The organism is Citrobacter sp. Ce006, assembly GCF_030336535.1.
Classification (GTDB): Bacteria; Pseudomonadota; Gammaproteobacteria; order Enterobacterales; family Enterobacteriaceae; genus Citrobacter; species Citrobacter europaeus.
Genome location: NZ_JAOWDO010000067.1, coordinates 471,028 through 483,133 on the forward strand (window position 1 = coordinate 471,028; position 12,106 = coordinate 483,133).

The following is a 12,106-nucleotide window of genomic DNA, read 5'->3' on the forward strand; positions in this document are numbered from 1 at the left end:
ATAGTAATAACTATTGATTTTTTGTATGGTAGCGCCCGATATAAATAACATCAGGGCGAGGTATCCTCTATTTCTGAAATATGAACGCGCCATTCTTTTATATTAAATAGCGCGTTATGTTTTATTTCATCATCTCGCGAATTAATTTTCCCAACTGTTTTACAGCCTGTTCCTCACGTTCCCCCCAGTGCCATGCGGTATTAAAACGGAAGAAACGAGTCCAGCTCCCCGAGGTCGAGAACATTTTTCCCGGCGCAATGCTGATATGGTGCGCCAGCGCCTGGGTACTGAGCACGCCTGCATCAAGCGGCTCTGGCAGTTCCAGCCACAGGAAATAGCCGCTGTCGTTGTGGTGAATTTTGACTTCCGCTGGAAGATGACGCAGCAGCGTTTGCCAGGCTTGCTGTTTGCGCTCCGCCAGCTGTCGGCGTAAGCGACGCAGATGTGCGTCATAGCGTCGGGTAGACAGGTAATCCACCAGTGCAAGCTGCATGGGGGAACTGGTGGATAAGGTGCTCATTAGCTGGAGTCGCTGAATACGCCGGGCATGCTTCCCGGCCGCTACCCAGCCAACGCGAAATCCGGGTACCAGGCACTTCGAGAAAGACGAACAATGCAAAACGCTGTCGGCGCGATCCCAGGCTTTGGCGGGCAGTGGTTTTTCACGGCCAAAATACAGCTCGCTGTAGACATCATCCTCTATCAGCATTACATGGTATTTCTCCAGCAATGCGACCAGATGCGCCTTCTTCTCTGGGCTGAGCGTAAAACCAAGCGGATTTTGGCTATTGGTCATCAGCCAGCAAGCTTTGACCGGATACTCCTGCAACGCCTGCTCCAGCGCGGTAAGATCGATCCCCTCTTTTACGTCGGTGGCGATCGAAAGCGCCTTCAGGCGTAATCGTTCAAGGGCCTGCAACGCCCCGTAAAAACAGGGGTTTTCGACAATCACCCAGTCCCCCGGTTCAGTAACTGCCTGCAGGCTCAGGTTGAGGGCTTCCAGCGCACCGGTAGTGATGACTATTTCATCAGGTGAAATGGTCATCCCCTGTTGAGCATAGCGACGGGCAATGGCATGGCGCAGTTCAGCATTTCCCGGCGGCAGGTTTTCGATCACGCTCATGGCGGTGGCGGTTTTACTCACCTGCGCCAGCGAGCGGTTCAACTGCTGGAGGGGAAACAGACGCGGATCGGGGAATGCAGAGGCAAATGGCATCACTGACGCATCCCGGCTGGCCTGCAACATATCAAAAATATAGGTGTTGATATCCACAGCTTCATCGCGCATGACCTGCGCCTGCGGCGCGGCCAGTTCACGTTCAGGGCGCGCAGCAACGTAGTAACCCGACTGTGGTCGGGCGATAATTCGCCCCTGACTCTCCAGCAGCTGGTAGGCGTGTCCGACGGTCATAAAACTCATGCCGCTGCTGACCACCTGTTCACGCAATGATGGCAAGCGATCGCCGGGCTGCCATACGCCAGACGCAATTTGATCGCGAATTTGCTCAGCCAGTCGCTGGTATTTTTTCATTTTTTGTCCTGATTACCGGTGTCGGTGACAACCACTGTATATATCAGTTTACATAATCAAGGTATTTTATATAACTGTTATAGTTAACAGTTTTACAACATCGCTAATGACAGCTCTTTGCCTAAGGCGCGGGCAGCTATCTGCACAGCATCAATTTTTGTCGCGTGCTTTAAATCGAATAAGCGAGTGATTTCCTGCTTAGGCCTGCCGATCCTGTTTGCCAGTTCCTGTTGGGTAATATTCGATTCAAGGAAGGCATTTAACAACAGAACTTTAGACGCAACGCTCAGTGGTATTTCCACATAGTCAGCGCCAGCGACAACCGCCGAAGGCAAAGGAATCGGTTCGTTATCGTCGAAATAGAATTCAAAAGCGGTGACCAATGCGGCTTGCGCAGCCTGCAAAGCATCATGACGGGTTTCTCCCTGAGTTAATGCTTCAGGAATATCCGGAAAAGACACCACAAACCCACCTTCCACGGCGGGTACTAGATTAACGGGATAACGCATGATTTTCTCAAAATTTCTCATATAATCAGCCTTATATTGATGATGATTACTGTAAGCCTGGCTGCTTTTGGATCGCTTTTCGCAGAGCCTCTTTTATCTCATCACCAGGATGCCTGGGCATAACGCTACGCCTTCCCTGATACCTCAACTTCAGATGATTTGAGCCGTTTGTAACTTCAACTCCCTGAGATTCAAGCCAGCGTCTGAACTCACTTTGCTTCACTGCGCCTCCCTGTCGTCTATTATACACACAAAGTAAACATTTATGATTACTCTTTAATTACCTTGCTAGTAATATCGCAAAATTACTAGCGTGGGGAGGACGCTATTCAATAACGGGAACCCAGCTTCCAGATTTCTTATCAGCCGGGCCAATCTATAACAGCGCGACAACTGTTATGGTTAAAAAGAACTGTTCTGTTTCTGCCTTCGAGTGGTTCGCAGCCTTAGAATTGCGCTAAATCAATTTTTCCTGCGGAGTTAAGCATGTTCGGTCTTGACGCGTTTCACCTGGCAAGGATCCAGTTCGCGTTTACGGTATCCTTTCACATCATCTTTCCGGCCATTACCATTGGCCTCGCCAGTTATCTGGCGGTGCTCGAAGGGTTATGGCTAAAAACGAAAAATCCCGTCTGGCGCTCGCTATACCATTTCTGGTCGAAAATATTCGCCGTAAACTTTGGGATGGGCGTAGTTTCCGGGCTGGTGATGGCCTATCAGTTCGGCACCAACTGGAGCGGTTTTTCCGAGTTCGCCGGTAGCATCACCGGGCCGCTTCTGACCTATGAAGTGCTCACCGCCTTCTTCCTTGAAGCAGGTTTCCTCGGGGTAATGCTGTTTGGCTGGAACCGGGTTGGCCCGGGGCTTCACTTCTTCGCGACCTGTATGGTTGCGCTGGGTACTATTATTTCTACCTTCTGGATCCTCGCCTCCAACAGTTGGATGCAAACGCCGCAGGGTTACGAAATAGTTAACGGCCAGGTCGTTCCCGTCGACTGGTTCGCCGTTATTTTCAATCCTTCATTCCCTTATCGTTTGCTGCATATGTCCGTTGCCGCTTTCCTGAGCAGCGCGCTGTTTGTCGCAGCGTCGGGCGCATGGCATTTATTGCGCGGGAATAACACTCCGGCTATTCGCGCCATGTTCTCAATGGCGCTATGGATGACGTTAATCGTCGCCCCGCTGCAGGCTTTGATTGGCGATATGCACGGTTTGAATACCCTGAAGCATCAGCCTGCAAAAATTGCCGCGATTGAAGGACACTGGGAAAATCGCCCCGGTGAACCGACTCCTCTACTGCTGTTCGGATGGCCGGATATGGAGCAGGAGCGCACCCGCTATGGGCTGGAAATCCCGGCGCTGGGCAGTCTGATTCTGACCCATAGTCTGGATAAGCAGGTTCCGGCCCTTAAAGAGTTTCCTAAAGAAGACAGGCCCAACTCTACCATGGTGTTCTGGTCGTTTCGCATAATGGCCGGACTGGGCATGCTGATGATCCTGTTGGGCGCATTTGCTCTGTGGCTGCGCTATAAGCAACGTTTATACACCTCGCGCCCTTTCCTGCGCTTTGCCTTGTGGATGGGTCCCTCCGGTCTGATTGCCATCCTTGCTGGCTGGGTGACTACTGAAGTTGGCCGTCAGCCGTGGGTGGTTTACGGGTTGCAACGTACGGAGGATGCGGTTTCCGCCCATGGCGATTTACATATGAGCATCAGCCTGCTGTCCTTCTTTGTGGTGTACAGCTCGGTGTTTGGCGTGGGTTACAGCTACATGATCCGCCTGATCCGCAAAGGGCCGCAGGAAGATGACCCGACCGTTCCGCCCACCGGCACGCCTGCCCGGCCGCTTTCTGCTGCCGTCCTCGACTCTCAACCGGAGGCACACCGCTAATGGGTATCGATTTATCAGTTATCTGGTTTGTAATTATCGTGTTCGCCACGTTGATGTATATCGTGATGGACGGTTTTGATCTTGGGATCGGTATCTTATTCCCGGCGATTCAGGACTCTGATGACCGTGATGTGATGGTCAACAGCGTCGCCCCGGTATGGGACGGCAATGAAACCTGGCTGGTGCTGGGCGGAGCTGGATTATTCGGCGCTTTCCCCCTGGCCTATGCGGTGATTGTCGATGCGCTGACGATCCCGCTGACACTGATGCTAATCGGCCTGATTTTTCGCGGCGTCGCCTTCGAGTTTCGTTTTAAAGCCACGCCGGCGCATCGACCATTCTGGGATAAAGCTTTTCTCGGCGGTTCAATCCTCGCGACATTCACCCAGGGTGTCGTGGTGGGTGCCGTACTCAATGGATTTTCCGTCACCGGACGCAGCTACAGCGGCGGTCCTTTCGACTGGCTGACCCCGTTTACGCTGTTCTGCGGCGTTGGCCTGGTTGTAGCCTACGCTCTGCTGGGAGCGACGTGGCTGGTGATGAAAAGCGAAAATCCGTTGCAGGAAAAAATGCGCCGTGTGGCAAAAAAACTGCTGCTGGCGATGCTGGTTGTCATTGCCATTATCAGCCTGTGGACGCCGCTGGCGCACAGTGCGATTGCCGAGCGTTGGTTTAGCCTGCCCAACCTGTGGTTCCTGATGCCGGTTCCGCTGCTGGTTGCGCTTATCAGCATCTGGCTGTGGCGTTCACTGGGGCAGCATCACTGCCATACGCTGCCTTTTGCATTGACGCTGGGGTTGATTTTTCTTGGGTTCAGCGGGCTGGGGATCAGTATCTGGCCACATATCATTCCGCCGTCCATTACGCTCTGGCAGGCGGCGGCTCCGGCGCAAAGTCAGGGCTTTATGTTGGTTGGCGCACTGCTGATTATCCCGATAATCCTGGTGTACACCTTCTGGAGTTACTACGTTTTTCGCGGCAAAGTTCAACATGGTGAGGGGTATCATTGATGCAACAAACAATCTGGAAACGCCTGATGTGGCTGGTGATCCTCTGGGGCGGCAGCGTGCTGGCTCTCGCCGCCGTTGGTATGTTCTTTCGTCTCCTGATGACGGCCGCCGGATTTAAGTCCTGAATCTCTCCCTGATAACAACCGGGCAGCGTCGCGCTACCCGGTTGTGACAAATCCCAACGTTGGCTAAACAAAAATGTAAAAAACATCGAAATGACAAAACAGAGATTGTCATTATGCCGATTAAAATATTGAATAGTCACCAGGCGAAATTATCGCCAATTCCGCAGCTAACGTACCAGAGGGTGCATGATGTTTAAGAAAGGGTTAACGGTGTTATTGCTGGCCAGCGCGCTTTTTTCCGGTCAGCTTTTCGCTACTAATCAGGGACATGAGTATCTTCAGGTGCAGGATGCCGATCACTTACTACGACACACCGCCGACAGCGATGAACTGCGAGTGACAGCGGAAGAATCCGCCGCCGATCTTCGCGAACACCATTACTGGCAAAAATCACGCAAGCCCGATACTCATCTGAGCTGACCTTTAGTTTTACGCTTTGGCAACGTTTTCAGCAGTTCTTCGGGGCTGACGGAAGCCACCACGCTGCCCGGCAATGGCATCTTCAGAATGTGATGTTTCATCTTGCCGATCACGTGCATTTCGCATGGTCGGCAATCAAATTTCAGCGTCAGGACCTCATCGCCGTTAACCAGTTGCATTGGCGTAGCTTTCCAGCTTTTGATATTCCCTTTCGCCTGTTTCGGACACAGGTTAAACGCAAAACGCAAGCAATGTTTAGTGATCATCACCGGCACATCGCCCTTTTCTTCATGTGCTTCATAAGCGGCATCAATCAGTTGAACGCCATAACGGTGATAAAACTCACGCGCTTTATGGTTATAGACGTTAGCCAGGAAGCTCAGATGCGTTTGCGGATAAACCGGCGGCGGCTGTACAACCGGTTTACAGCGGCCACGCTGATAGTTTTGCAAACGTGCAGCATCCAGCATGTCGACCGCTTCACGTCGCAACTGATTCAGTTGACCGTTCGGCACAAACAGCGCTCCCGGCAGATTCACCTGAATGCTGCGGGCGTAATAAAGCGTTTGTCCAAGCTTTGCCAGACCATCCTGCAGGTTGCTCAACGCTTTTTCCGCATTGTTCGCTTCCTCGAACTGGCCATCCAGCGTATGGGTGATACTCACCCCCTCCTCACTGGTGAGCGTCAGAATCAACTGCTCCTGCCAGCCACCCAACTCAATATCGACCGCGACGCGCCTCTCGCTGGAGGTTTTGGTCAATGCCTGCTGCCAGTTATGATCGAGGTTGCGGTTCAGCGGGTGATTGGCACGTACTTTGTGCAGATCGACGGGCATTTCATTCGGCCATACCCGATAACGATTGTGCCCCGTTTTTTCTACGGTGTTGGCGCGAAATCCGACCACTTCGCGTTTGATTAACACATTCAGGCCATCCCCGTTAGCCAGCGGTTCTGTCACCTCAACATCGAGATGATCTTTTGCCACCTTCAGGACTTCGCCGACCGGCAAACCGATAAACTTTGGTGAGTCGAATGCGCCGATATCACCTTTACGAGCATTCACAAAGTAATCGGTACTGCCGCGATGGAAGGTTTTTTCCGTGGATGGCGTAAAGAAATGTTCGGTGCGCCCGGCTGAAGAACGGGCCAGATCGCCCCGCTCTTCAATGATTGCGTCCAGCATCTGACGATAATGCGCGGTAATATTCTTCACATAGCTCATGTCTTTGTAGCGCCCTTCAATTTTGAAGGAACGCACACCAGCATCAATCAATGCGCCGAGGTTGGCGGTCTGATCGTTATCTTTCATCGACAGCAGGTGTTTTTCATAGGAGACCACGCGCCCCTGATCGTCTTTCAGGGTATACGGCAAGCGACAAGCCTGAGAGCAGTCGCCGCGGTTAGCACTGCGTCCGGTTTGCGCATGTGAAATATAACACTGGCCTGAATAAGCGACGCACAGCGCCCCGTGAATGAAAAATTCAATAGTCGCATCCGTAGCCTGATGGATGGCCTTGATCTGCTCAAGGTTCAGTTCGCGCGCCAGGACAATCTGGGTGAATCCGACATCAGCAAGAAACTTCGCCTTCTCGACGCTGCGAATATCACATTGAGTGCTGGCATGCAGCTCAATGGGCGGAATATCCAGCTCCAGGATTCCCATGTCCTGCACAATCAGGGCATCAACGCCGGTTTGATACAGATCGGTAATTAACCGCTGCGCGGGCTCCAGCTCATCATCATGCAAGATCGTATTTAGCGTCACAAAGATTTTCGCCCCGTAACGATGAGCGAAAGGCACCAGTTCGGCGATATCTTTCAGGCTGTTACTGGCGTTATGGCGCGCGCCAAAACCCGGTCCGCCAATGTACACAGCGTCTGCGCCGTGTAATATGGCTTCACGCGCAATGGCGGTATCCCGGGCCGGGCTTAACAATTCAAGGTGATGAGGCTGCTGGCGCATACAGTTGTTATCATCCACAAGCGATAAAAATGGCGGCTATTGTAGTCACAAGCGCGGCTTTTCGGAATAGTTTTCCCGATTAACTACGCGGGTAATGGATCAGCGAATGAAAGTGCGCTGTTTGTTCGTGACCGTTACGGTAGCTATGCGCCCTGTCTCCGGCAAAACGCACCCCCTCGCCGGGTTTAATGGTGCGCCACTGTCCCTCAATACACATATCCAGCAGCCCATTTATCACCACCACGTGTTCTATCACGCCGGTTTCATGCGGAGTCGATTCACTGAGCGCGCCGGGTGCCAGCAGTATCGAAAAATGATCGAAGCACAACTGCGGATCCCACGGAAACAGCGGTGTGACGACCATCGCCTGCTGCTGGGGATCAAATATTGGCGCACTGTCTGACTCCGGTGGTGAAATGAAGGTCGAAAACGGGACGTTCAGTCCGGTGGCAATTTTCCACAATGTCGCCACCGTTGGGCTGGATTCGTTGCGCTCAATTTGCCCCAGCATGGCTTTCGACACGCCGGTTTCCTCCGCCAGACGCGACAGACTCCATTCCCGCTGGTGACGAAGCGTTCTGAGCGTTGTGGCCAGATAGTGGGTTAAGTTATCCATTTTTCTCCTTCCTAACTCTCCCTTCTCAGGGCTACAGCTTAACACTTGTGCGCTATAACGCACAGTGCTACAGTGATTGACCGTTATAACGCACACGGAGTCACTATGCGTGCATTTTCCATCCCTCTGCCCACCGTACTATCGGGCTTCGTGGCTGTCCTGGTCGGCTACGCCAGCTCGGCTGCCATTATCTGGCAAGCGGCTCTGGCCGCAGGTGCGACGACTGAACAAATCGCGGGCTGGATGACCGCGCTGGGAATAGCAATGGGTATCAGTACGCTGGCGCTGACGTTATGGTATCGCGCCCCTGTGCTCACAGCCTGGTCAACGCCCGGCGCTGCGCTGCTGGTGACGGGCCTGCAAGGCGTCACAATTCAGGATGCCATCGGCGTTTTTATCGTAGCTAATGCGTTGATTGTGTTGTGCGGCGTAACCGGGCTGTTTGCCCGTCTGATGAAAATAATCCCCCATTCACTGGCATCAGCCATGCTGGCTGGGATCCTGCTGCGTTTTGGTCTGCAGGCGTTTAATAGCCTCAACAGTGAGCTTATTTTGTGCGGTAGTATGCTGGTGGCGTGGCTGTTATTTAAAGTCACAGCCCCACGGTATGCAACGATCGCCGCGATGCTGGCGGGTATTGCTATCGCGCTGATGAAAGGTGACGTTGTCACTAGCGGAGTGGATCTGTCGCCGATGATGCCAGCGTTTATTGCCCCCCACTTTTCTTTGGCCCACAGTATCAGCATTGCACTACCGCTGTTTCTGGTCACTATGGCTTCGCAAAATGCTCCAGGTATTGCCACTATGAATGCGTCGGGTTATTCGTTACCCGTTTCACCACTCATTGTCTTTACCGGCCTGCTGGCCCTGTTGTTTTCACCGTTTGGCGTCTATTCCATTTGCATTGCCGCTATCACCGCCGCAATTTGCCAAAGCCCCGAAGCGCATCCTGATGCTAAACGGCGCTGGCTCGCCGCCGCCGCTGCTGGTGTTTTCTATCTTCTGGCTGGGGTGTTTGGCGGTTCGGTCACAGGAATGATGGCGGCCCTGCCGGTAAGTTGGATCCAGATGCTGGCCGGTCTTGCTTTGCTCGGGACGATTAGCGGTAGTTTATATCAGGCATTGCATAATGAAGCAGAGCGCGATGCAGCTATTGTTACGTTTCTGGTCACGGCCAGCGGCCTGACGTTACTGGGTGTTGGCTCTGCATTCTGGGGATTAGTGGTCGGCGGTATCTGCTACGCAGTGTTGACGTTATTTCGCCGCACGTAACTGCGTTGGCGTTTTACCCGTTACCTGTTTAAACCGATTACTAAAATGGCTCGCAGAACTGAATCCGCAGGCCATCGCAATGTCCGACAAACTGCGTGAAGAGTAACAGACCAGATGCTGCGCCAGCGCCATACGGCGTTGCATCACGTACTGATGCGGTGCCGTTTTCATCGACTGGCGAAACATTCTGGCAAAGTGGAATTCACTAAGCGCCGCCTCGCTTGCGAGGTCGCTCAGGGTTATTGGGTACGCCAGATGCGCGTCAATATAGGCCAGCACGTTGCGTAAGGTGGCCGGCGCCAGTCCTCCAGTGACGGTAGGCAGTCGCCATTGAACATTACTGTAATGCTGGATCAGATGCGTTAACAGCAGCGAAGAGGCAGCGCTGAGCGTGAGATGATTGGCCGGTTGCTGCCAGTCGTTACCAAGCAAAAACTGACGGTAAACCGCCGTAATCCCCGGGTCACTGCCAAATGTATGCTCGTCCAGCGTAAAGCTATAGGGGCTTTTGTCCCAGACTTTTTCACCCACCTCGCGCAGATGAGCGTCGGTACAATACAGGTGAACAAAGGAGAGATCGTCGCGGATATCCCAACTTGACTCGCTTTCTTTCGGCATCAGGCAAAAACGGTCAGGTCCCCCGCCATTCTTCCAGCCTCCCGCCGTTTTGTGGTAACTCTCGTAGCCATCCGCGATGTATAAACTGAGCGTATGGTGATCGCAATACTGAGTGATGGTATCACGCTTATTTGACCAGGCCGCCAGTTGGATCCCTGAATGTAACGCAACCGATTCATGCAGCACGGCATTATGTTTGCGTAAGTTTTCAAAGGCATCGTAGGGCTGAGGCATACCATCACATTCAAAATAAGTTAGCAGGCTTTCAGTCTATAACAGCCACATATTGTTAACAGCTGCCTTTTCGCTTTTACGCTAAAAAAGCGCAAGATTTTGCAAGTCCGCCGCAAGCCGATGAAAGCCTCCTGCCACCAGACATGACACAGTGTGAGCCTGACGACAAAAAGAGAGAGTTGTATGAACGCACTGTTGTACTGCCTGGTGGTGGTCATTTGGGGAACGACATGGATTGCGATTTATTTGCAGCAAGGCCCGGTTTCTGCGCCGGTTTCTATTTTTTGGCGCTTTGCCGTTGCCAGTTCGGTGATGATAGTTATCCTGCTGGTTAGCGGTAAATTACGCAAACTGTCTGGCCGCGATCATCTGTTTTGCCTGTTACAGGGCGGATGCGTTTTTTGCTTCAATTTCTGGTGCTTTTATACCGCTGCAGCGTGGATTAATACCGGCCTGGAGTCGGTGATTTTCTCAATGGCAGTCCTGTTCAATGCGATCAATAGCTTCATCTTTTTTGGGCAAAAACCACCGCTGCGCTTTTATATTGCAGCCGGTCTGGGACTGACGGGCATTGTTACCCTATTCTGGCAAGATTTGATCAACAGCGGGTTCAACCATTCACTGCTGCTGGGCATCGGTTTAAGCGCTTTGGGAACCTTCGGCTTCTCATTGGGTAATATGATCAGCCTGCGTCACCAGAAAAAAGGGCTGGAAGTGTTAACAACCAACAGTTGGGCCATGCTGTACGGTACGCTGCTGATCGCCGCCATTGCGCTGGTGCGCGGTGACAACTTCACGCCGCAGTGGACATTCAGCTATCTTAGCGCGCTGTTGTATCTGGCTATTTTTGGCTCAGTGATTGCCTTCGGCGCGTATTTCACACTGGTAGGTCGCATTGGCCCCAGTAAGGCGGCATACAGTACGTTGCTTTTCCCGTTGGTCGCGCTGACGCTATCAACATTGTATGAAGGATACGTCTGGCAGGTTAATGCGATTGCCGGACTCGTATTGATATTACTGGGGAACATGGTGATGTTTGCCCGACCAGAAGCGCTGATGGGTAAACTATTATATCGACGCCGGACGGCATAAAAAAACGCACCATCCAGGGATGGTGCGTTCTTCATTATTATTATGGTTTTTTATTCACGTCAAACATGGTGGCATCAGTCGCCATGTCATCAACAACTTTCTTCAACGTCTCGAACGCCATCGGCGTGCTTTCGTTGTTCAGGTCTTTGCCTTCACCCTTACGTACAACTTTAATCACTGGTTTATTGGTCGCCGCATCAATCAACTCACCCTCGAAATAGAGGTTGGTATCCATGGTACGGTGACCCGTCGCCATTTGCGTTCCTGCAACGAGCAGGGCAACCGGAACCACTTCATAGAACTGCAGCCCTTCTTTGCTGGTCGCAACACCGGTAATCGCTCCGCGGAAAATCAGGCTACGTGGTCCAGGGGTAGCCACCAGCGGTTTACGCTTGCTGATAGCGGATTTCAACTGTGTATTGGTATAGGTCAGCAGTTGATCAAGAACCTGCTGCCCTACCTGCGTAGTAGGCTTAGGAACCGGATAATACGTTACCGGGTTATAAACAATGTTGTCATATTTGGATTCGTTGTAGCTCGGATCAACCCAACGGAGTACCGTTTGTCCCGATGCTGATTTTGTTTCCTTCAGATCAGAGTAATTTTTTAAAAACCCAGAATATTTTTCCGGCTCGGTTACTTTTGACGCACAGCCGGATAATGCCAACAAGCCAGTAAGCACTGCAACTTTAAATAAAGTTTGAGTACGCATGAAACGATCCCTTTAGTTTTCGCAATGATGCCTAAAAAGGATAGCAAAACAGTTTCATTTTAGATGTACTAAAAATGGTAAGCACCGCACAATTTTATCTCTGCGCTCAGCAC

At 52.1% G+C, this 12,106-nt stretch carries 13 protein-coding genes; 6 read left to right on the top strand and 7 right to left on the bottom strand.

The genetic code is table 11. From position 1 onward, the window contains the following. Positions 1–121: 121 nt before the first annotated feature. From OGV94_RS11310 to OGV94_RS11320, 3 genes are all read right to left on the bottom strand, one after another. Complete coding sequence (locus tag OGV94_RS11310) at positions 122–1,531, bottom strand: aminotransferase-like domain-containing protein (RefSeq protein WP_075146200.1); 1,410 nt, start codon at positions 1,529–1,531, stop codon at positions 122–124. A 92-nt stretch (positions 1,532–1,623) separates the two neighbouring features. After that, positions 1,624–2,040 (bottom strand): type II toxin-antitoxin system HicB family antitoxin, encoded by a 417-nt coding sequence (locus OGV94_RS11315; protein WP_123915356.1) that lies wholly within the window; start codon positions 2,038–2,040, stop codon positions 1,624–1,626. A gap of 46 nt (positions 2,041–2,086) precedes the next feature. After that, complete coding sequence (locus OGV94_RS11320) at positions 2,087–2,263, bottom strand: type II toxin-antitoxin system HicA family toxin (protein ID WP_043016254.1); 177 nt, start codon at positions 2,261–2,263, stop codon at positions 2,087–2,089. Positions 2,264–2,526: 263 nt separating this feature from the next. Between OGV94_RS11320 and OGV94_RS11325 the strand changes: the two genes are divergently transcribed. The 4 genes from OGV94_RS11325 (at position 2,527) to OGV94_RS11340 (ending at position 5,485) form a co-directional block, all read left to right on the top strand. Beyond that, positions 2,527–3,930 (top strand): cytochrome ubiquinol oxidase subunit I, encoded by a 1,404-nt coding sequence (locus OGV94_RS11325; protein WP_199994722.1) that lies wholly within the window; start codon positions 2,527–2,529, stop codon positions 3,928–3,930. Then, positions 3,930–4,940: a cytochrome d ubiquinol oxidase subunit II gene (gene cydB / locus OGV94_RS11330; RefSeq protein WP_043016252.1), complete on the top strand. Its 1,011-nt coding sequence runs from the start codon at positions 3,930–3,932 to the stop codon at positions 4,938–4,940. The genes OGV94_RS11325 and cydB overlap by 1 nt, the downstream gene beginning before the upstream one ends. Beyond that, complete coding sequence (locus OGV94_RS11335) at positions 4,940–5,065, top strand: DUF2474 domain-containing protein (RefSeq protein WP_003020230.1); 126 nt, start codon at positions 4,940–4,942, stop codon at positions 5,063–5,065. The genes cydB and OGV94_RS11335 overlap by 1 nt, the downstream gene beginning before the upstream one ends. A 189-nt stretch (positions 5,066–5,254) precedes the next feature. Beyond that, positions 5,255–5,485, top strand: coding sequence for a DUF2554 family protein (locus tag OGV94_RS11340; RefSeq protein ID WP_043016251.1), 231 nt, complete (start codon positions 5,255–5,257; stop codon positions 5,483–5,485). Here OGV94_RS11340 and OGV94_RS11345 read toward each other — a convergent pair. Continuing rightward, complete coding sequence (locus tag OGV94_RS11345; protein WP_286523357.1) at positions 5,473–7,449, bottom strand: peptidase U32 family protein; 1,977 nt, start codon at positions 7,447–7,449, stop codon at positions 5,473–5,475. The genes OGV94_RS11340 and OGV94_RS11345 overlap by 13 nt on opposite strands. Before the next feature lie 79 nt (positions 7,450–7,528). Further along, complete coding sequence (locus OGV94_RS11350) at positions 7,529–8,065, bottom strand: helix-turn-helix domain-containing protein (RefSeq protein WP_286523359.1); 537 nt, start codon at positions 8,063–8,065, stop codon at positions 7,529–7,531. Between the two features lie 105 nt (positions 8,066–8,170). Here OGV94_RS11350 and OGV94_RS11355 point away from each other — a divergent pair, with 105 nt between their 5' ends. Beyond that, the gene (locus OGV94_RS11355; RefSeq protein ID WP_286523361.1) at positions 8,171–9,337 is read left to right on the top strand and encodes a benzoate/H(+) symporter BenE family transporter; all 1,167 of its coding nucleotides are present in this window, start codon (positions 8,171–8,173) and stop codon (positions 9,335–9,337) included. Here OGV94_RS11355 and OGV94_RS11360 read toward each other — a convergent pair. Then, positions 9,320–10,189 carry a helix-turn-helix domain-containing protein gene (locus OGV94_RS11360; protein ID WP_043016247.1) on the bottom strand — a complete coding sequence of 290 codons (870 nt, stop codon included), beginning with the start codon at positions 10,187–10,189 and terminating at the stop codon, positions 9,320–9,322. The genes OGV94_RS11355 and OGV94_RS11360 overlap by 18 nt on opposite strands. 183 nt (positions 10,190–10,372) lie before the next feature. Here OGV94_RS11360 and OGV94_RS11365 point away from each other — a divergent pair, with 183 nt between their 5' ends. After that, entirely contained in the window at positions 10,373–11,281 is a 909-nt protein-coding gene (locus OGV94_RS11365; protein ID WP_043016246.1) for a DMT family transporter, read from the top strand. A gap of 40 nt (positions 11,282–11,321) precedes the next feature. Here the strand turns inward: OGV94_RS11365 and OGV94_RS11370 are convergent, their stop codons facing one another. Continuing rightward, positions 11,322–11,993, bottom strand: coding sequence for a DUF3313 domain-containing protein (locus OGV94_RS11370; RefSeq protein ID WP_043016245.1), 672 nt, complete (start codon positions 11,991–11,993; stop codon positions 11,322–11,324). Positions 11,994–12,106 lie beyond the last annotated feature (113 nt).

What these genes read in the sequence shown, in the direction of transcription:
- OGV94_RS11360 (WP_043016247.1), bottom strand. Translation starts at nt 10,189, where the DNA reads ATGCCTCAGCCCTACGATGCCTTTGAAAACTTACGCAAACATAATGCC.
- OGV94_RS11345 (WP_286523357.1), bottom strand. Translation starts at nt 7,449, where the DNA reads ATGCGCCAGCAGCCTCATCACCTTGAATTGTTAAGCCCGGCCCGGGAT.
- OGV94_RS11350 (WP_286523359.1), bottom strand. Translation starts at nt 8,065, where the DNA reads ATGGATAACTTAACCCACTATCTGGCCACAACGCTCAGAACGCTTCGT.
- OGV94_RS11340 (WP_043016251.1), top strand. Translation starts at nt 5,255, where the DNA reads ATGTTTAAGAAAGGGTTAACGGTGTTATTGCTGGCCAGCGCGCTTTTT.
- OGV94_RS11370 (WP_043016245.1), bottom strand. Translation starts at nt 11,993, where the DNA reads ATGCGTACTCAAACTTTATTTAAAGTTGCAGTGCTTACTGGCTTGTTG.
- cydB (WP_043016252.1), top strand. Translation starts at nt 3,930, where the DNA reads ATGGGTATCGATTTATCAGTTATCTGGTTTGTAATTATCGTGTTCGCC.
- OGV94_RS11335 (WP_003020230.1), top strand. Translation starts at nt 4,940, where the DNA reads ATGCAACAAACAATCTGGAAACGCCTGATGTGGCTGGTGATCCTCTGG.
- OGV94_RS11325 (WP_199994722.1), top strand. Translation starts at nt 2,527, where the DNA reads ATGTTCGGTCTTGACGCGTTTCACCTGGCAAGGATCCAGTTCGCGTTT.
- OGV94_RS11310 (WP_075146200.1), bottom strand. Translation starts at nt 1,531, where the DNA reads ATGAAAAAATACCAGCGACTGGCTGAGCAAATTCGCGATCAAATTGCG.
- OGV94_RS11365 (WP_043016246.1), top strand. Translation starts at nt 10,373, where the DNA reads ATGAACGCACTGTTGTACTGCCTGGTGGTGGTCATTTGGGGAACGACA.
- OGV94_RS11355 (WP_286523361.1), top strand. Translation starts at nt 8,171, where the DNA reads ATGCGTGCATTTTCCATCCCTCTGCCCACCGTACTATCGGGCTTCGTG.
- OGV94_RS11315 (WP_123915356.1), bottom strand. Translation starts at nt 2,040, where the DNA reads ATGCGTTATCCCGTTAATCTAGTACCCGCCGTGGAAGGTGGGTTTGTG.